The 18,478-nt window shown below is 71.5% G+C and carries 16 protein-coding genes; 6 read left to right on the top strand and 10 right to left on the bottom strand.

The window, feature by feature from the left end:
* Nucleotides 1-3: 3 nt before the first annotated feature.
* Nucleotides 4-357, bottom strand: coding sequence for a hypothetical protein (locus tag DEP02_RS31600; RefSeq protein WP_112471100.1), 354 nt, complete (start codon nt 355-357; stop codon nt 4-6).
* Nucleotides 358-737: 380 nt separating this feature from the next.
* On the opposite strand from DEP02_RS31600, the gene DEP02_RS31595 reads away from it, so the two are divergent.
* Nucleotides 738-1,775, top strand: coding sequence for a C40 family peptidase (locus DEP02_RS31595; protein ID WP_198668687.1), 1,038 nt, complete (start codon nt 738-740; stop codon nt 1,773-1,775).
* Between the two features lie 16 nt (nt 1,776-1,791).
* On the opposite strand, the gene DEP02_RS31590 is transcribed toward DEP02_RS31595, so the two are convergent.
* Entirely contained in the window at nt 1,792-2,511 is a 720-nt protein-coding gene (locus DEP02_RS31590; RefSeq protein ID WP_112471098.1) for a LuxR C-terminal-related transcriptional regulator, read from the bottom strand.
* Nucleotides 2,508-3,800, bottom strand: a complete 1,293-nt coding sequence (locus tag DEP02_RS31585; protein WP_112471107.1) for an ATP-binding protein — start codon at nt 3,798-3,800, stop codon at nt 2,508-2,510. Before DEP02_RS31585 ends, DEP02_RS31590 begins: the two co-directional genes overlap by 4 nt.
* 199 nt (nt 3,801-3,999) lie before the next feature.
* Here DEP02_RS31585 and DEP02_RS31580 point away from each other — a divergent pair, with 199 nt between their 5' ends.
* Nucleotides 4,000-5,592 carry a PspC domain-containing protein gene (locus DEP02_RS31580; protein WP_112471097.1) on the top strand — a complete coding sequence of 531 codons (1,593 nt, stop codon included), beginning with the start codon at nt 4,000-4,002 and terminating at the stop codon, nt 5,590-5,592.
* Nucleotides 5,579-5,821, top strand: a complete 243-nt coding sequence (locus DEP02_RS31575; protein ID WP_112471096.1) for a hypothetical protein — start codon at nt 5,579-5,581, stop codon at nt 5,819-5,821. Before DEP02_RS31580 ends, DEP02_RS31575 begins: the two co-directional genes overlap by 14 nt.
* A 13-nt stretch (nt 5,822-5,834) precedes the next feature.
* Here the strand turns inward: DEP02_RS31575 and DEP02_RS31570 are convergent, their stop codons facing one another.
* On the bottom strand, nt 5,835-6,365 hold the full coding sequence (locus tag DEP02_RS31570; RefSeq protein WP_112471095.1) for a DoxX family membrane protein: 531 nt from the start codon (nt 6,363-6,365) through the stop codon (nt 5,835-5,837).
* Between the two features lie 182 nt (nt 6,366-6,547).
* Nucleotides 6,548-7,822 carry a hypothetical protein gene (locus DEP02_RS31565; RefSeq protein WP_112471094.1) on the bottom strand — a complete coding sequence of 425 codons (1,275 nt, stop codon included), beginning with the start codon at nt 7,820-7,822 and terminating at the stop codon, nt 6,548-6,550.
* Between the two features lie 207 nt (nt 7,823-8,029).
* On the opposite strand from DEP02_RS31565, the gene DEP02_RS31560 reads away from it, so the two are divergent.
* The gene (locus DEP02_RS31560; RefSeq protein ID WP_112471093.1) at nt 8,030-8,548 is read left to right on the top strand and encodes a pyridoxamine 5'-phosphate oxidase family protein; all 519 of its coding nucleotides are present in this window, start codon (nt 8,030-8,032) and stop codon (nt 8,546-8,548) included.
* Between the two features lie 47 nt (nt 8,549-8,595).
* Here the strand turns inward: DEP02_RS31560 and guaA are convergent, their stop codons facing one another.
* A complete protein-coding gene (guaA, locus tag DEP02_RS31555) occupies nt 8,596-10,176 on the bottom strand; it encodes a glutamine-hydrolyzing GMP synthase (protein ID WP_112471092.1) in 1,581 nt (526 codons plus the stop codon).
* A gap of 346 nt (nt 10,177-10,522) precedes the next feature.
* On the opposite strand from guaA, the gene DEP02_RS31550 reads away from it, so the two are divergent.
* Nucleotides 10,523-10,834 carry a chorismate mutase gene (locus DEP02_RS31550; protein WP_112471091.1) on the top strand — a complete coding sequence of 104 codons (312 nt, stop codon included), beginning with the start codon at nt 10,523-10,525 and terminating at the stop codon, nt 10,832-10,834.
* A 451-nt stretch (nt 10,835-11,285) separates the two neighbouring features.
* Nucleotides 11,286-12,311 carry an LPXTG cell wall anchor domain-containing protein gene (locus tag DEP02_RS31545; RefSeq protein WP_232839362.1) on the top strand — a complete coding sequence of 342 codons (1,026 nt, stop codon included), beginning with the start codon at nt 11,286-11,288 and terminating at the stop codon, nt 12,309-12,311.
* Nucleotides 12,312-12,451: 140 nt separating this feature from the next.
* Here DEP02_RS31545 and DEP02_RS31540 read toward each other — a convergent pair whose 3' ends face one another.
* The 4 genes from DEP02_RS31540 to DEP02_RS33765 all read right to left on the bottom strand — a co-directional run.
* Entirely contained in the window at nt 12,452-14,230 is a 1,779-nt protein-coding gene (locus DEP02_RS31540) for a GMC family oxidoreductase N-terminal domain-containing protein (RefSeq protein WP_112471089.1), read from the bottom strand.
* A 46-nt stretch (nt 14,231-14,276) separates the two neighbouring features.
* Complete coding sequence (locus DEP02_RS31535) at nt 14,277-15,890, bottom strand: succinic semialdehyde dehydrogenase (RefSeq protein ID WP_112471106.1); 1,614 nt, start codon at nt 15,888-15,890, stop codon at nt 14,277-14,279.
* 115 nt (nt 15,891-16,005) lie between these two features.
* On the bottom strand, nt 16,006-17,637 hold the full coding sequence (locus DEP02_RS31530; protein WP_112471088.1) for a serine/threonine-protein kinase: 1,632 nt from the start codon (nt 17,635-17,637) through the stop codon (nt 16,006-16,008).
* Between the two features lie 76 nt (nt 17,638-17,713).
* Nucleotides 17,714-18,478 (bottom strand): serine/threonine kinase C-terminal domain-containing protein (locus DEP02_RS33765; protein ID WP_500300209.1); only part of this gene is annotated, 765 nt, incomplete at its 5' end.

Here is an 18,478-nt window from a genome sequence, read left to right as displayed (position 1 = left end):
GTGTCACGTCCACAGCACGGCGATGAAGATGTTCGCCGTGGTCGCCAGGCCCACCAGGCCGAACATGCCCTTGTCCACCTTCTCCTCGTCCCGCTTGACGTAGACCAGGGCGAGAATCACGATCAGCAGCGCCAGCTTCACGCCGATCTTGATGTTGTTCACGTAGTGATCGCCGGCCTCGTTGAGCCCGACCAGGACGACGCCGGTGACCAGCATGGTCAGCGCGCCGTGCAGCATGGCGGGCACGAACCGGGCCGTGCCCTGGCCCATCGCCTTCATCTGGGTGAGGAACCCGCCGAGCAGCGCGGCGATGCCGACGATGTGCAGACCGACAAAGAGATGGGTGAGTACGTCCATGAGGCCGGAGCCTAGCCAGCGGTCCGTACGCCCTGGACACCGGCCCGTCCCTGTAACACCTCACGCGGCCTGCCTGCCCCTGAAACCCCGCATCGGTCATCGCACCGCGTGAAGGCGGCACGCTTGTGTCCGGTTCCCGGTCGCATACGGTCATCCGACGCCTCCCTCGCGCCACTTCCGTACATGACGTCACCGGGCCGTCTCGGAGCGATTTAGCGTCCTCCCCCAGGTGTCCGGCTCCCCACCGCCGCCCTGGCCGGGGACGGCAGCCGGGCACCACCGCTGAGAAGATCCGGCGGTGGCCCGCTCCCCCTGTGCGGGCCGCCGCCGGACGCGCACCCGCCCCCACGGGGGCCGGACGAAGGGACGTGACCCTCCACGTGGCAGCGCACCGCAGGCCCAGCCGGCATCCGCTCGGCGGCAGCACGGTCCGGACGGCCGCCACGATCGCCCTCGCGGGCGCCGCGACGGCGTCCGGCTTCAACGGCACCGGGCAGGCCGCGCCGCAGCTCACGCCGGAGCAGGTCAAGGCCGAGGTGGACAAGCTGTACCAGGAGGCGGAGACAGCCACCGAGAAGTACAACGCCGCTCAGGAGAAGGCGGACGCGGCCGAGAAGCGGCTGCGGACGCTGGGCGACGAGGCCGCCCGCAAGCAGGAGAAACTCAACTCCGCGCGGGACGCACTGGGTTCGATCGCCGCGGCACAGTACCGGGACGGCGGGATCGACCCCGTGGTGCGGCTGCTGCTCTCCGACGACCCGCGGCACTACCTGGAAGGAGCCGCGTTCGCCGAGCGGGCGGGCGCCCGGCAGACGGCTGCCGTGGCCGACGTGCACAGGCAGCTGAGGGAGATCGACCAGCTGCGCGGGGACGCGCACGTGGAACTGACCTCGTTCAGGTCACGGCAGGCGGAACTGCGCCGGCAGAAGAAGACGGTCACCACCAAACTGGACGAGGCCCGGCGGCTGCTGTCCCGCCTGTCCCCGCGCCAGCGCGCGACGATCGGCGAGAACGGGGGCATCGGACACGCCACCCGCGCCGACGCCCGCACCGCACCCGGCGCCACCAGCCCCCGGGCGGCGGCTGCCGTCGCCTACGCCTACGACAAGCTCGGCAGCCCCTATGTGTGGGGCGCGACCGGGCCCGACGCCTTCGACTGCTCGGGCCTGACCCAGGCGGCCTACCGCTCCGCCGGCATCTCGCTCCCCCGCACCACCTACGCCCAGATCAACGCGGGCCGCCGCGTCCCACGCTCCGAACTCCGCCCCGGCGACCTGGTGTTCTTCTACTCCGGAATCAGCCACGTCGGTCTCTACGTGGGCAACGGCCAGATGATCCACGCCCCGAACCCCTCGGCCCCGGTCCGCCTGGCCCCTCTCGACGAGATGCCGTTCGCGGGGGCGACACGGGTGGTGTGAGCGACGGATGCCCAGCTCACACCAGTCGGCGTGCCGTCGCCCAGCGGGTCAGTTCGTGGCGGTTGGACAGCTGGAGCTTTCTCAGGACCGCCGAGACGTGGGACTCCACCGTCTTCACGGAGATGAAGAGCTGCTTGGCGATCTCCTTGTAGGCGTAACCGCGGGCGATGAGGCGCAGGACCTCGCGTTCACGCTGGGTGAGGCGGTCGAGGTCCTCGTCGACCGGCGGGGCGTCCGTGGAGGCGAAGGCGTCGAGGACGAAGCCGGCCAGACGCGGGGAGAAGACGGCGTCGCCCTCCTGGACCCGGAAGATCGAGTCGACGAGGTCCGCACCCGTGATCGTCTTGGTCACATAGCCGCGCGCTCCGCCGCGGATCACGCCGATCACGTCCTCCGCCGCGTCCGACACGGACAGCGCGAGGAAGCGCACGGGCCGCTCGGTGTCGGCCGTCAGCGCGGCGCAGCGCCGCAGCACTTCCACTCCGCCGCCGCCGGGCAGGTGGACGTCGAGCAGGACCACCTCGGGGCGGGTCGCGGTGATGACCGTGACCGCCTGGTCGACGTCCGCGGCCTCCCCGACGACCTCCACGCCGGTCTGCTCGGTCTGGCCGATCTCGGCCTGGACCCCGGTGCGGAACATGCGGTGGTCGTCCACGAGCACCACGCGCACGTGCCGCCCGCCCTCCCCCGTCGTCTCCGCTCCGGCCGTACTGTTCGTCTCGGTCGGGTCGTTCAACACGTGTTCTCCGCCCTCTCCATCTCCAGCTCGACCTCCGTGCCGCCGTCCGGCACGGTCCGCAGCCGGGCCGTCCCCCCGTTGCGTTCCATACGGCCGATGATCGATTCTCTGACGCCCATCCGGTCCGCGGGTATCGCGTCGAGGTCGAAGCCGGGTCCGCGGTCCCGGACGGACACGAAGACCACCCTGCCCTCGACCTCGGCGTAGACCTGGACGGTGCCGCCCTCGCCACCGTACTTGGCGGCGTTCACCATGGCTTCCCGCGCGGCCTGCATCTGGGCACTGATCCGCTCATCGAGCGGGCAGTCACCGACCACGACCACCTCTATGGGGACGCCGTGCTTGTCCTCGACCTCGGCGGCGTTGCGCTTGACCGCTTCGGCGAGGGTGGCCGGTTCGTCGGCCTCGTCCTTGCCGTTGCCCTCCGGCTTGTAGAGCCAGGCGCGCAGGTCGCGCTCCTGGGCCCGGGCGAGACGGCGGACCTCGCCCGCGTTGTCCGCGTTGCGCTGGATCAGGGTGAGGGTGTGCAGCACCGAGTCGTGGACATGGGCGGCGACCTCGGCGCGCTCCTGGGCGCGGATGCGCATCAACCGCTCTTCGGAGAGGTCCTGGGTCATGCGCACGAGGTACGGCCCGGCGAGCAGGGTTATACCGACGAGGACCGCGAGGGCCGCCTGGAGGACCGAGCCGAGGTGGGCGGCGGACCCCTGCAGCACGAAGATGGCGGAGACGCCGGCCGTGACCAGCAGGACACCCGCACCGGCGCGCAGCAGCGTGAGCGTGCGGCGACGGCGGCCCACCTCCATCCAGCGGGCCCGGCGTGCGTTGTCCGCCTGGCGCCAGACCAGGGCGACGCCCGCGGCGACGAGGACGGCGGGCAGGAGGTACGCCTTGGCGCCGTTGCCCAGATTGACGCTGCCGACGAAGGCCATCGCGACGACGACCATGAGGAGCAGGGCGATGATCTGGCCCTTGTCCGGCTTGCGGGCCACGATTCTGCGGCGGCCGTCCGGTGAGGCCTCCGTGATGACGAGGGACGGCGGCTTCTGGCCGCCGACGCCGCCCACGCCCAGGGGCACGAAGAACCAGAAGGCCGCGTAGAGCAGGGCGCCGAGTCCGTCGGCCATGAACAGGCCGACGAAGACGAGCCGCACCCAGACCACGGGCAGCCCGAGGTGCCCGGCGAGGCCCCGCGCCACTCCGCCCAGCCAGCGTCCGTCACTGCTGCGGTAGAGCTTGCGCGGCGGCCGCGGGTCGTCGAGGGGCACTGCTGCGGCTTCCGGCATGCCACTGATGGTCACACGGCCGGCCGGGCCGGGGCATCAGGGTCCGTCCCCGAGACACCCCTGATCTTCGACAACGCCCCTCGGTCGCGGCCCGGCGGACCGGTCGAACGCATCCCCGGCCACGGCTCAGGGGCGAATCAGGGTTCGCCCAGGGTCGTCCCGGCTGCCGCGGCGGCGGCGCGCCCGTCACCATGGACGCATGACGAATCACCGGCATGCCGCGACGGGCTCGGACCCCGGCTCCGGCCCCCGCCCGGCTCCGGGCGCCGGGCCGCGGGACGCCGTGCCCGGCGCGAGTGCGGGTGAGGAGCCGCGTGCGCACGAGCGGGTGAGCGCGCGGCGAGCGGACGAACGGCCGGGCACGGCCGGCGAGGCCCACCCGACCGGGGAGGAAGACATGACGGGCACCACGGGGGCGGCGGAACAGCCGGGCACTCCCACCGAGCCGCGGCCGGACCCGGACGCCCGGGCCGGGGCGGGGCCGGGAGCCGAGACCGGCGCGGAGGGCGCCGAGGGTGCCCAGGGTGCCGTGAGGTTCCGGCGGGAGCGCCGGCACAGGATGATCGCGGGGGTGTGTGCCGGGCTGGGCCGACAGTGCGACATGGACCCGGTGATCTTCCGGATCACGCTGTCCGTGCTCGCCGCCACCGGCGGGATCGGCCTCATCTTCTACGGCTTCGCCTGGCTCTTCGTGCCGTACGAGGACGAGGACGAGAACGAGGTGCGCAAGCTCCTCACCGGCCGGGTGGACGGCCAGGCGCTGGCGGCCGTGATATTCGCGCTGATCGGCTGCGGGGCATTCCTGTCGATGCTGGGCAACGCCAGTGTGCTGACCTTCGGCGTCGTACTGTCCCTGCTCCTCGCGGGGGCCGGTTACTGGTCGCAGCACCGCGGCGCCCCCGACCCCGACCCCCTGGCCGCCCAGGCCGTCGCCGACGCCCCGCCGGAGCCGCAGGCGCCGCCGGTGCCCGCCGCCCACCCCTCCTGGTGGCGCGACCCGATCGTCAAGGACGGCACCCACGTCGGCGGCACGGGCTACCTGTGGGGTCCGCCGGACTCACGGGACCGGGACGTCACCGCGGCCGTCAACATCGGCCTCGGCCTCCGCGAGAGCGAGGACATACGTCCGACGTACGCCAAGCCGCTCCGTCCACGCGGCCCGCGCGGGATCGGCGGCTGGGTCTTCCTGCTGGCTCTGCTCGCCGGCGGTCTCGGCACCGGGCTGACCTGGCACGACCATGCGCTGGGCACCAGCCTGCAGACCGGCCTGGCCTGTGCGCTCGCCGTGTTCGGCCTGGGCATAGCGGTGAGCGCCTTCCTGGGGCGGACGGGCGCCGGTTCGATACTGCTGGCACTGGTCACCGCGGCCCTGCTCGCCGTCTCCGCGGCACTTCCGAAGGACATCAGTACGCACTGGGCCCACCGGACGTGGCAGCCTGCCGCGACGGCGGACGTCCAGGGCAAGTACAACCTCGGTACCGGGGAGGGCACCCTCGACCTGACCCGGATACGCCCCGGCAAGGGAGAGACAGTGACGACGACGGCACAGGTGGGAGTTGGCCGGCTGAGGGTGATCGTGCCGCCGGGCGTGACCGTGCGGGCGACCATCGACGTGGGGGTCGGCGACATCCAGCTGCCGGGGGACAACTCACAGGACGTGGACGTGGCTCCGGGCCGGCACCAGAAGGTGACGCTGCCCCCCACGGCCGGCGGCAAGGGCGGCGCCGGGACACTGGACCTCGAGCTCCAGGTCGGTCTGGGACAGGCGGAGGTGAGCCGTGCTGCGTCATGAGTTCCAGCCCGGGAGGCTGGTGGCCGGCGTCTTCCTCACCGGCGCGGGCGTGGTCTACGCCGGAGACGCGGGTGGCGCCTGGAAGGCCCCGTGGTTCCTGGTGATACCCCTGGTCGTGGGTGGCCTGTGCCTGGCGGGCGCGGTGGGAGTCATGGCCAAGGCCATACGCGGGCGCCGGGGCTGCCGCACGACCGTCGACCCGGCCGGGACGGCGGAAGGGACCGGCTGAGCGACTCGGACGGCTACCCGTACTCCCCCACCCGTCGCCGACGCCGCGCTCGCAACGCGGCGTCGAGGGAGAGCATCGGGGCGCCGGCGAGGACGAGGGGCAGCCAGGCCATCAGGTAGGCGAGGTCGTTGCCGTAGTAGTAGGGGGTGCTGGCCCAGCTGACCGTGAGCCACAGGCTGAGGGAGATCAGCGCGCCGCCGAGTGCGGCCAGACGGCCGAGGAGGCCGACGAGGATGCCGAGGCCGACGGCCAGTTCGGCGAGGGAGATGCCGTAGCCGAAGCCGACCGGGTTCTTCAGGGCCAGGTCGACCAGGGCGGGGATGGCGGAGGAGTCGCGGACCGCGCGCATCGTGTCGCCGATCGCCCCAGGGCCTGTGTCCCGCATGAAGCCGCTGTCGGTGAGCTTGTCGAGGCCGGCGTAGAGGAAGGTGATGCCCAGGAAGACGCGGAGAGGGAGGAGGGCATAGTGGGTGGCGGTGTCGCGCCAGTTTCCACGCCGGTCGGCATACGCAATATGCGCATCCGTGCGAACACTGTGAGTCATCACTACCAGCCGCCTCTCACCGCTGTGCCGTTACGTGGTGTGCCCCTTACGAGACCATACGTATGTAAGACAGGACCCGCTCAACCCCACAGAGCTGTTTTTCCGGCTTCCGCGTGACTTCGGGCCGTCTGTCGTGAGGTGTCCGATCCACCGGGCGGTGGAAGTGTCGTCGTTCCGTGCCGTCACTCCATGACGTCGATCGTGTACCGGTTCGTCTCCACGCCCGCCGCCGTCACCACCTGCACCTCGACCTGGCCCGGCTCCACCTCCGCCGGGACGGGCACGGTCAGTGCCGTGTCCGTGGGGTTGCTGAAGCCGCCCGTGACCGGGACCAGGGGCACGTGGACGTTGACCGCGCCGATGCGGACCACCATCCGTGCCAGCCGGTCGGCCCCCTGCGCGCCGGGCGGGACGAAGCCCGCGCCGCGGATCTCGATGTCGTCGCCGGTGCGGATCGGCGCGTCCAGGTCACCGGCCTCCCGGGCCCGGACCACCGACAGGACGACCGGCCGCCCGCCCTCGGCGTACTTGCCCGCCAGGTAGGTCGCCGCCGAGACCAGCACCACCACCGCAAGTCCCCACGGCAGGTCGGGCAACTGGTCGGGGCGCCGGGCCAGCCGCACCGCCGCGAACACCAGGGCCACGGCACTGATCACGACGTACTGGATGTCCGCGAACGTTCCCCGCCCCGCGTCGTCGGTCAGCAGGTCGGCCGCGCGCGGCCGGTCCGCCCGCACCTTCTGCAGCCGCTGCTCCTGCACCCGCAGCCCGACGACCCGCCGCACCAGGACCGCGATCCCGCACACCACGGCGAGCACGGTGACCACACCGGCGCCCCGGGCCAGTTCCAGCCCGGAGATCAGCGCGTCGCGCTCCGTGTGGTCCGAGGCTGCCGCCAGTCGGCCCGCCAGGACCAGCACCGCGTACGCCACGAACAGCACCCACCCGGCGGCGACCGCCCGCGAGGTGGACAGCCGGTTGTCCTCGCCGATGACCGGGGCCAGTGCCCCGCCGCGCGCCCGGTGGAACCAGGAGGCGGCGGTCAGCGCACCGCCCACCACGACCGCCGCGAACAGTCCCGCCGTCCGCGCGGTGCTCCAGCCCGCGCCGACGGCCGTCAGCGCCTGCGCCAGAAGCAGCAGCACGACCGCCGCCCACACCGCGTACGCCGTCCAGCGCCACAGCCGGGCCAGCCAGGCCTGTCCCTCGGCCCGGCCGCGTTCGGCGACGAGTTCCGCCGACTGGGTCAACTCCGCCGAGACCCACTGCCGGGAGGCCGACGCCGAGTGGGCCACGGCCGCCGGCAGGCCCTGGCCGGCGGCGAACTCGTCCCGTTTCAGGAGGAATTCGGCGACGGCCCGCCGGTGTCCCGCACGCGCCCCGTGCGGGCAGTCCCCACAAGTGCAGCCGCCCCCATGGGCAGCCGCCGCACCGTCTCTCGCTTCCTGCACCGCCACGCCCGATGCCCGCCTTCTCCGTCAGCCCGCAGCCAGTCCGCGGACAACACCCCTACGCCGTCAGCGAATTGTGCCCTATGCCACCCCGCCCTCGGCCGCCAGGTCCGGTCCGGCCCGGTCAGCGCGGGTGAAGCCGGAACCGCCGCGTTGACCCGGCTCCGCGAAATCTCGACGGAAGGTGTCGGGTATCGGCGCGAGACTCACCGCATGGCAACCAACGACACGGCAACCCATGGCACGGCAACCCATGGCACAGCAACCAACTGGGCGGCCTTTGCCGCGATGGAACCCGTTCTGGCCACGGCCGTCGAGCAGCGCTTCGGGGTGTTCACGCACCACGTTCTCGCGACCCTGCGCAAGGACGGATCCCCCCGCACCACCGGCCTGGAGGTGCGTTTCCTGCACGGCGAACTGTGGCTCGGCATGATGCCGGGCTCGCTCAAGGCGCTCGACCTGCGCCGGGATCCGAGGTTCGCGCTGCAGGCGAATCCGGGGCCGGACACCACGATGGCCGGCGGTGACGTACGGGTCGCCGGGCGGGCGGTCGAGGTGGAGGACCCCGAGGCGAAGGGGGCATACGTGAAAGAGGTGGACCCGCCGCAGCCGTTCCACCTCTTCCGCACCGAGTTGACGGAGGTCGTACGGACCTACGTGGAGGACGACACGTATCTGGTCGTCCAGGTCTGGAGGCCCGGAGAGCCGGTGCGCACTCTCAGGCGGACCTGAGCCCCTTGGCCCCTCAGCCGCTTAAACGAGCTCCTCGAAAGAGGGGGTCACTCCCACTCGATCGTCCCCGGGGGCTTCGAGGTCACGTCGAGCACGACCCGGTTGACGTCCCGGACCTCGTTGGTGATCCGGGTGGAGATCTTCGCGAGCACGTCGTACGGCAGACGAGACCAGTCGGCGGTCATGGCGTCCTCGGAGGAGACCGGGCGCAGCACGACCGGGTGGCCGTAGGTGCGGCCGTCGCCCTGGACGCCGACGGACCGTACGTCCGCGAGCAGCACCACCGGGCACTGCCAGATGTCCCGGTCCAGGCCTGCCGCCGTCAGCTCCTCGCGGGCGATGGCGTCGGCCTCGCGCAGCAGGTCCAGGCGTTCCTTGGTGACCTCGCCGACGATCCGGATGCCCAGGCCGGGGCCCGGGAACGGCTGGCGATGGACGATCTCCTCCGGCAGGCCGAGCTCCTGGCCGACCATGCGGACCTCGTCCTTGAACAGCTGGCGCAGCGGCTCGATCAGCTTGAACTCGAGGTCCTCGGGCAGGCCGCCCACATTGTGGTGCGACTTGATGTTGGCGGTGCCGGTGCCGCCGCCGGACTCGACCACGTCCGGGTAGAGCGTGCCCTGGACCAGGAACTCCACCGCCGGACCCTCGTCCGCGACGATCTCCGCCTGGGCCTGCTCGAAGACCCGGATGAACTCGCGGCCGATGATCTTCCGCTTCTCCTCGGGGTCGGTGACCCCCTTGAGCGCGGTGAGGAAGCGCTCCTCGGCGTCGACGACCTTCAGCTGGACGCCGGTCGCGGCCACGAAGTCCTTCTCGACCTGCTCGGTCTCACCCTTCCGCATCAGGCCGTGGTCGACGTACACGCAGGTCAGCTGGGAGCCGATGGCCTTCTGGACGAGGGCGGCGGCGACCGCCGAGTCCACGCCGCCGGACAGTCCGCAGATCGCCCGCCTGTCGCCGACCAGTTCGCGGATCGCGGCGACCTGCTCCCCGATGACGTTGCCCGTGGTCCAGTCCGGCTTGAGGCCCGCGCCGCGGTACAGGAAGTGCTCCAGTACCTGCTGGCCGTACGTGGAGTGCAGGACCTCGGGGTGGTACTGGACGCCGTACAGCTTCTTCTCGTCGTTCTCGAACGCGGCGACCGGGACGACGTCCGTGGAGGCCGTGACGGAGAAGCCTTCGGGGGCGGCGGAGCAGGCGTCGCCGTGCGACATCCACACGGCCTGCTCGGCCGGGGTGCCCTCGAAGAGGGTGGAGGAGGGCTTGGAGACGGTCAGCTCGGTACGGCCGTACTCGCGGGCGCCGGTGTTGTCCACGGTTCCGCCGAGGGTCTGGGCCATCAGCTGGAAGCCGTAGCACATGCCGAGGACCGGGACGCCGGACTCGAAGATCTCGCGGTCGAGGCGGGGGGCGCCCTCTTCGTACACCGAGGAGGGTCCGCCGGAGAGGATGATCGCCGCCGGGTTCCTGGCGAGCATGTCCTTCACCGGCATGGTGCTCGGCACGATCTCGCTGTAGACCCGGGCCTCGCGGACCCGACGGGCGATGAGCTGGGCGTACTGCGCGCCGAAGTCGACGACCAGAACGGTGTCGGGGGCGGTGGCAGCGGGGATCGCTGATGACACGGGGTGCCTTCCGGCGGTTGGGCGGGGTCTGTAGCCACCGATTCTAACGGGGCGCCGTGGGTCAGGTGCCGTCCCTGGGGGCTCCGCCCCAGACCCCCAGCCTATGCCCACCCACCACCCGACTCGGCGGGACGAAAGGCGCCGTGGCATACTGGACCCATGCTCGCGCACTCGACCTTCCTCTTTACCTATGGCACCCGGCCCGCCGGCTGCCATGGTCGTGCTGCTTGAGCCAACGTCAAGCGACTTCCCAGGCGCCCCGGGCCGACAAGGTCCGGGGCGCCTGTCGTTTCTCCGGTCCTTGCCGTTCCGGGGCACCCCACCCACCCAGTGAGGAGCCCCCGAGATGACCGTCACCGCAGCTGAGACGAAGACATCAGCAGCTACTGCTGCGGATGTCGCCCGCACCGACGAGGCCGCGAACGTGATCACCGGTGCCCGGGAGCGCATCGACGCGCTCGACGACCGGATCATCGGCCTGATCCAGGAACGCATGGCCGTCTCCGCCGTCATCCAGGAGGCCCGGATCGCCTCCGGCGGCCGGCGCGTGAACCTCTCCCGCGAGATGGAGATCCTCGGCCACTACAGGGAAGCCCTGGGCAAGCCGGGCACGACCCTGGCGATGACCCTGCTGGAACTGTGCCGCGGCAGGGCCTGAACCCGGCCCGGGTCTCACCCGTACGGCGCGTGACCGCCGAGTACGCCGCCTTGTTGTTCTCGGTCTAGTTGTCCTCGGTGCCCGTGCCGGCCAGGGGCGGGCCCGAAAGAAGCACGTGTGGCTCTCCGGAGCGACGAGGCGTGCGGATCACGCCGCGCGCCGTGGGACCTCGCTCCAGGGAAGTGAGCGGACGGCAGGGGACAGCAGCCCGGTCACTCGGATGACGGTCGGCTCCGGGGACGCCCGGGGCCGGCCGGCGGGCCGGTCCGCCCATGGATCCGCCGTGCGTGACTCATGCCACATAAAAATTCTGTCAGGGACAGCGCAACCTTTCATCCGCCTCCTCGGTCACACCAGCAGAACCAGGCCACAACCCGCGGCCCCACACGCGGAGGCCTCTCCAACGTTCGTGCTGCGTCGCCGCAGTACGCACCGACTTACCGAGGTCTGCATGAAACTTCGCCGTGCCATGGCAGCCGCCGCCGCGACGGCCGTGATAGCCCCCCTGGCGCTGCTGTCGGCTCCGGCCGCGTTCGCGTCCGAGAACCTCCCGCAGAACTCCAGCCTCAGGGCTGAGGAGACCGAGTCCCCCGAGGCCACCGAGTCCCCTGAGGTGACCGAGTCCCCCGAGGCCACCGAGTCCCCCGAGGCGACCGAGTCCCCCGAGACCACCGAGTCCCCCGAGGCGACCGAGTCCCCCGAGAAGTCGACCCCCGAGGAGACGCCCGAGAAGCCGGCGCCGAGCTCCTCCGCCCCGGAGGAGACCAAATCCCCCGAGGAGGAGGAAGAAGAAGAGCCGCTGTTCTGCGACGACAACGCGGACTACAAGTCCAAGCTGGACGCCCAGCTCAAGGGCCTGCCCGGCAAGATCGCGGTGGGCAGCGGCTGGCACCCCTTCACACTCACGGTCAAGAACCCGACGAAGACCGGCGTCAAGGACGTCCTCTTCTACGCGGGTGTCGGCCCCAGCGACCCGGACGCCGAGAACGCGTTCAAGGCCAGCCAGGTCCAGCTCCAGGTGAAGTACAACGGCACCTGGTTCGACATCACGGACGACGAGGGCTACTCCTTCGGCTTCCTCGACCTCGCCGACATCAGCGCCGGCCAGACGCTCAACTACCAGCTCCGGGTGAACGTCAAGGCCAACGCGCCGATCGGTGAGGGCCTGACCATCGGCGGCGGCCTCTACTTCGACGAGGAGGAGAACTGCGTCGGCATCGACCAGACGCACTACACCCTCCAGATCGTCAAGGCCGGCACCAACACGGACGGAACCAAGCCGCAGGAAGGCGGCAGGCTCCCGGTTCCCACCGAGAAGCCGAACAAGAACAACACCCAGCAGGTCACCGGCAGCCTCGCCGAGACCGGCTCCAACTCCATGGTGCCGACCATCGGCCTCGTCGGCGGTCTCGCTGTCGTCGTCGGTGCCGGTGCGCTGTTCGTCGTGCGCCGTCGCAAGGCGGATGCGGCCGCGTAACGCGCCACATGGCTCGCAGGGCTCTGCGCGACGTGTCGTGGAGCCCTGCGCAAGAAGCTGAAGAGAAGGACCTGCGTCAGGAGGGGGACGCAGGTCCTTCTCTTCTTCTCCGCGCCTTCTTCTCCGCGTTCCCCCTCCGGTCACTTCTTCGGCGGCACCGCAGGCATCCCCAGGAACGGCAGCCGCAGTGCGCCGAAGGCGTCCGCCGGGACCGCCGGGGTCCGGGGTTCCACCGGCTTCAGACGCTCGTACGCCGCTCCCTGCGGCGGGCGCGGGTCGGTCTCGTCCTTGTTGGGCCAGTACGACATCGCCCGCTCGGCCTGGGCCGTGATGGTCAGGGACGGGTTCACGCCCAGGTTCGCCGAGACCGCCGCGCCGTCCACGACCGAGATGCCGGGGTGGCCGTAGAGGCGGTGGTACGGGTCGATGACGCCCGTCTCGCGGGAGGCGCCGATCGGGCAGCCGCCGAGGAAGTGCGCGGTGAGCGGGGTGCCCATCAGTTCGCCCACGTTGGAGCCGGCGAAGCCGTTGATCTCGGCGGCGAGCGCGGTGGCGCCCTCCGTGGCGGCCCTGATCTGCTTGGGGTTGGGCGAGCCGTGGCCCTGGCGGGCGGTGAGCAGGCCCTTGCCGACGCCGTCCGGTTTCAGGTACGTCGTCAGGGAGTTGTCCAGGGACTGCATCACCAGGCCGATGATCGTGCGCTCCGACCACCGGCGGTTCGACAGCGAACGCAGGACGAGCACCGGATGGCGGGCCGCGTTCCGCAGCCAGGCCGCGACCCTGGACGAGCCCTCGGCGTACGGGACCTGCAGGATCGACAGGCCGCCCATCGAGTTGGAGCCCTTGCCGTAGCGGACCGGCTCGATGTGGGTGTTCTCGTCGGGGTGGATGGAGGACGTGATGGCGACTCCGCGCGTGAAGTCCGCCTTCGGCTTGCCGGTCGCCTTGCGGTAGCGCCGGTTGTCGGTCTGGGCGCCCACCAGCGCCTCGGAGTTGGTACGGGTCAGCTCGCCCAGCCGGGGCGAGAGGTGCGGCAGCCGGCCGCTCGCCTTCATGCGGTGCAGCAGCGTCTGGGTGCCGTACGTCCCGGCCGCCAGGACCACCCTGCGTGCCGTGAAGAGGCGGCCCGCGCCCTTCTTCCTGTTGTCGGTGGGGAGTGTGGCGACCGCGTAGCCGCCCCGCGAGTCGTCCGTGACCGACACGACCGTCGTCATGGGGTGGACCACCGCGCCGGCCTTCTCGGCGAGGTGGAGGTAGTTCTCGTTCAGCGTGTTCTTCGCGCCGTGCCGGCAGCCCGTCATGCACTCGCCGCACTCGGTGCAGGCGTTGCGGTCGGGGCCCGCCCCGCCGAAGTAGGGGTCCGCGACCCGCTCCCCCGCCTTCGCCCTCGCCTTGCCGTCGGCGTCCTTGCCGTCGCCGAAGAACACCCCGACCGGCGCCATGTGGAAGGTGTCGCCGACACCCATCCGCTGCGCCGCCGCCTTCAGATGGACGTCGGAGGGGGTCATCGTCGGGTTGAGCCGCACGCCGAGCATGCGCTGGGCCTGGTCGTAGTACGGCTTCAGCTCCTCCTGCCAGTCGGTGATGTCCCGCCACTGGGGGTCGTCGAAGAAGGCCTTCGGCGGTACGTAGAGGGTGTTGGCGTAGTTGAGGGAGCCGCCGCCGACGCCCGCGCCGGCCAGCACCATGACGTTGCCGAGCAGGTGGATGCGCTGGATGCCGTACATGCCGAGCTTCGGGGCCCACAGGTAGTTCTTCAGGTCCCAGGAGTTCTTCGGCAGGCTCTCGCGGGTGAAGCGGCGGCCGGCTTCCAGCACGCCCACCCGGTAGCCCTTCTCCGTCAGGCGGAGTGCGCTGACGGAGCCGCCGAATCCGGAGCCCACGACGATGACGTCGTAGTCGTAGCCGTCTTGAGACACGTGCTCTCCTCATCGGGAACGGGGTGCTGCCTGAACGGGGTGCTGTCTAGCGGAAGCGGAGCGCCTTCATCAGCCTCAGGCTGCGGCTCATGAACGCCGCGTACTTCTCGTCGTCCATGCCGAGCGACGGGGCCATGGGCAGCAGCCGCTGGTGGGCGAGGGTCTGGGCCTCGGTGTACTTGAGGATGCCCTCGGAGCCGTGCCGGCGGCCGAGGCCGGAGTCCTTCATGCCGCCCATCGGCGACTGGACGCTGCCGTAGGCGGGGGCGTAGCCCTCGTTGATGTTCACCGTGCCGGTACGCAGCCGGGCGGCGACCTCACGGCCACGGCGGGCGTCCTTCGTCCAGACCGACGCGTTCAGGCCGTACGGCGTGGAGTTGGCGCGCTCGACGGCCTCGTCGTCGGTCGTGAAGCGGTAGAGGGAGACGACCGGGCCGAAGGTCTCCTCGGTGCACACGGACATGGGGGCCTCGACGCCGTCGAGGATGGTCGGCTCGTAGAAGTAGGGGCCGATGTCCGGGCGGGCGACACCGCCCGCGACCACCTTGGCGCCCTTGGCGACGGCCTCCTCCACGTGCCGCGTGACGGCCTGAAGCTGCCGCTCGCCGACCAGGGACCCCATGTCGGCGCCGTACGCCAGCGACGTGCCGAGCCGCATCGCCCTGGTACGGGCGGCGAAGCGTTCGAGGAAGGCGTCCGCGATCGCCTCGTGGACGTACAGCCGCTCGATGGAGATGCACAGTTGGCCGGCGGAGGAGAAGCAGGCGCGGACCGCTCCCGCCGCCGCCTTCTCGATGTCGGCGTCCTGCAGGACCAGCATGGCGTTCTTGCCGCCGAGTTCGAGGGAGACGCCGACCAGGCGGGCGGCGGCGCCCTGGGCGACCTCGCGGCCGGTGCGGGTGGAGCCGGTGAAGGAGACGTAGTCGGCGTGCTGGACGACCTCCGGGCCGACGACCGGGCCGTCGCCGATGACCACCTGGAACACCTCGGCGGGCAGCCCGGCCTCGATCAGCAGGTCACGGGCCCACAGGGCGGTGAGGCAGGTCTCCGTGTCCGGCTTCATGACCACCGCGTTGCCCGCGACGAAGGCGGGAAGCGCGTCGCCGACCGACAGCTCCAGGGGATAGTTCCAGGGGGCGATCTGGCCGACGACACCGCGCGGGTGGCGCAGTTCGGTGACCTTCGTCAGGACCGGGATGGCGCCGGTGTGCCGCTTGGGCCGCAGGTACGCGGCGGCGCGGCGGCCGTAGTGCCGGGCGGCCACGGCGACGGCCTGCACCTCCTCGTGCGCGTGCAGGCGGGCCTTGCCGGTCTCCAGCTGGATCAGGTCGAGGACCTCGGCCTGGCGTTCCAGGACCAGGTCGTGGAAGCGGAGCAGGACGGCCGCGCGCCGCCGTACGGGGATCCGCGCCCAGACGGCCTGCGCGGCGCGGGCCCGTTCGAAGGCGAGGGCCACGTCCTCGGGGGTGGACTCGGGCAGGTCGGCGAGGGTCCTCCCGGTGAACGGCGTGTGGTTGGCGGTCCGGCCGGACCCGACGACGCCCTTGGTGAGCCGGGCGACCAGCTCGGGCGTCACCACGTCGGCGGCGGTGCGGACCCCCGCGGGGGCGGGGGCCAGGGGATTCGTGCCGGTCTTCACCGGGGCCTGCGCGTCCGTCATGGAGCGCAGGGTATGCCGCACCGGCGGCTTTGTGTACCCGTCGGTAATGAGGATTCACCGAGTGCTCACAGGCTGCCAGTGATCACTGGCAGCAAAGGCCCTGATCAGGGCCTTGTCACAGGCGGTCGATGTCCAGGTTGGCGATGGCGGTCTGCGCCACCTCGCGGCCGCGTTCGGTGAAGTCGCCCTTGCCGGGGTAGTCGACGGTGAGCACGTACAGGTCGCCCGCGGAGTTCTTGTAGTAGAAGAACCTCAGCTCGCGCGGCATCGGGTCATCGCTGTCGTCGGTGGTGTAGATGACCGTGTTCTCGGCGGCCTGCTTGCCGTGGTATGTCGACTCCTTGGGGTGGGTCGTCGGGTTCTCGGGCATGTCGAGGTCGTAGTTGCCGGACTCCTTGAAGGCGCCGTTGTCGTGGTACATCTGGGCAGCGGCCGAATCCTTGATGTTGTCTCCGTCGTCATCGGACTTCTTCACCAGATTCAGCTTGACGGAGATGCTGCCGCTCCAGTCGGCGTAGCGCACGTAGCGCTTCTTGCTCCTTTCCGGGTCCGGCACCCACCTCTGGTAGTCCTTCGGCACGGCGAGCGTCGCGGCGAGCTCCTTCTCGTGGTGGGTCTTCCAGCCCTCGGGCAGCGGCCCCGCGAACGGGCGCGCGATCAGGACGTACGCCGTCACCACCACCGCGACGGCCGCGGCGCCGAGCCCGAGCCATGCGTTGCGGCCGAGCCTGAGGGCAGGCCCCTTGCCGTCGACGTACCGCACCACCTGCGTGGGCGCCGGCGCGGGCGGCGCGGCGGCGGCCTCCAGCATGGCGCGCACCCGGGCGGCGTCCGGCCGGTGGGCCGGGTCCTTGTGCAGCAGGCCGTTGATGACCTCGGCGAGCGGGCCCTGCGCGGCGGCCGGCGGCGCGGGCGTGGCGTTGAGGACCGACTGGAGGGTGGCCGGGGTGTTGCTGCGGCGGAACGGGGAGACGCCCTCCGTGGCCGCGTACAGCACCACGCCCAGCGACCACAGGTCGGAGGCCGGGCCGGGCCGCTGTCCCAGCACCCGCTCCGGCGCGATGTACTCGGGGGAGCCGATGAAGCCGCCGGTGTCGGTCAGGTTGGTCTCGCCCTCGATCTGGGCGATGCCGAAATCGGTGAGGACGATCCGGTCGTGCCTGCCGAGCAGGATGTTGTCCGGTTTGACGTCCCGGTGCAGGATGCCGGCCGCGTGCGCGGCCTCGAGCGCGCCGAGCACCGCGAGGCCCATCCGGGCCGCCTCGCGGGCGTCCATCGTGCCCTCCTGCAGGACGGCGCCGAGCGAGCGGCCCTGCACGAGCTCCATCACGATCCACGGCTGCCCGTCGACGACGGCCACATCGTGGACGTTGACGACCGCGGGGTGGTCGAGCCGGGCAGCGGCGCGGGCCTCGCGGCGCATCCGCTCGAAGGCGTTGGCGCGTTCCCGTTCGGGAAGGTGGTCGGGAATGCGGGGCTCCTTGACGGCGACCTCGCGGTCCACCGTCTCGTCCTTGGCACGCCACACGGTTCCCATGCCGCCGTGGCCGAGCTTGGAGAGCAACCGGTAGCGCCCGTCGATCAGCCGCCCGACGCCTGGGTCCTGTGGCTGCCCGTCGCCGCTGTTCTGTGCGGGCATGGCGTACGGGTTGTGCGGGTGGGGTACCGCTCCCGGCGGATTCGGCGGTTGCAAGGCGAAACTCGTCGGATCGTCGGCCCCGTAGTGGGCAGCCCCGTGGTTGCTCATGGGTCCATCCATATCGCGACCCCCGCCGTCGACTCCACTGAGGGGGTCATGCGGTCACCGACCCGTGACCTGGGCCCTACCCGGGCGTGAAAGTACCGACCGCGACGTCGAAGTGCTCCTTGGCCTCGCGCAGGTCGCCGACCGGCGCCGACACCCACACGTCGTACATCTGCCCGTCCTGCTCCCAGCACAGGTCGTAGGTGTGCCGCGGGCCCTCCGCCGCGCTGAAGCCGTCCCAGGTGAACTCCCACAGGGCGGCGGGGTGTCCGTGGTGCGTGGTGCCGGTGACCCGGCCGTCGTGGTAGCCGGGGTTGTCGACCGGTCCGGCGGCGTCCGCGCGGCGCATCACCGCGAGCGGGCCGCCGTCCACCGGCTCGGCGATCTTGATGCCGATGCGGAAGGTTTCCCCCGGCGACAGGTAGAGGACGCGCTCGCCCTGCGGCTTGCGGATGAAGCCGTCCGGTACGGCGAGGGTGAAGCCGGCCGGGTCCCGGACCAGGTGGTAGCCCGAGGGCACGGTGGGGCCGTCGGCGGCGGGCGGGGCGGGCCGGGTGACGGTGACCGTGGAAACGGGGGTGGTCGGCGAAGCGGCCGACGGCGACGGCGCGGACGACCGGGGCGCGGTGCTCGCCGACGTGCTCACCGCTGTCCGGGGCGCCGAAGCCGTCGGTGTGTCACCGCTGTTTCCGCCGCCGTTGCCGCCGCCGCGCATCAGCAGTGCCGCCGCCGAGACGCCCGCCCCGGCCATCGCGGCGACCAGCAGCGCCGAGACCAGCGCGCTGCGGGCGGAGTACCGGCCGGGACCCCGGGCCGCCGTGCCGGCCGTCGGCGGGGTGGCGGG

The sequence above is a fragment of the Streptomyces triticisoli genome (genome assembly GCF_003270085.1).
GTDB lineage: Bacteria > Actinomycetota > Actinomycetes > Streptomycetales > Streptomycetaceae > Streptomyces > Streptomyces triticisoli.
Note: the sequence above shows the minus strand (reverse complement) of the source record. Positions and strands in the feature narration are given on the sequence as shown.

Bases quoted from the DNA above. Each gene is read 5' to 3' on its own strand.
- DEP02_RS31535 (WP_112471106.1), bottom strand. From the start codon at position 15,890: ATGACGGACGCGCAGGCCCCGGTGAAGACCGGCACGAATCCCCTGGCC.
- DEP02_RS31600 (WP_112471100.1), bottom strand. From the start codon at position 357: ATGGACGTACTCACCCATCTCTTTGTCGGTCTGCACATCGTCGGCATC.
- DEP02_RS31550 (WP_112471091.1), top strand. From the start codon at position 10,523: ATGACCGTCACCGCAGCTGAGACGAAGACATCAGCAGCTACTGCTGCG.
- DEP02_RS31585 (WP_112471107.1), bottom strand. From the start codon at position 3,800: ATGCCGGAAGCCGCAGCAGTGCCCCTCGACGACCCGCGGCCGCCGCGC.
- DEP02_RS31560 (WP_112471093.1), top strand. From the start codon at position 8,030: ATGGCAACCAACGACACGGCAACCCATGGCACGGCAACCCATGGCACA.
- DEP02_RS31545 (WP_232839362.1), top strand. From the start codon at position 11,286: ATGAAACTTCGCCGTGCCATGGCAGCCGCCGCCGCGACGGCCGTGATA.
- DEP02_RS31580 (WP_112471097.1), top strand. From the start codon at position 4,000: ATGACGAATCACCGGCATGCCGCGACGGGCTCGGACCCCGGCTCCGGC.
- DEP02_RS31530 (WP_112471088.1), bottom strand. From the start codon at position 17,637: ATGAGCAACCACGGGGCTGCCCACTACGGGGCCGACGATCCGACGAGT.
- DEP02_RS31570 (WP_112471095.1), bottom strand. From the start codon at position 6,365: ATGACTCACAGTGTTCGCACGGATGCGCATATTGCGTATGCCGACCGG.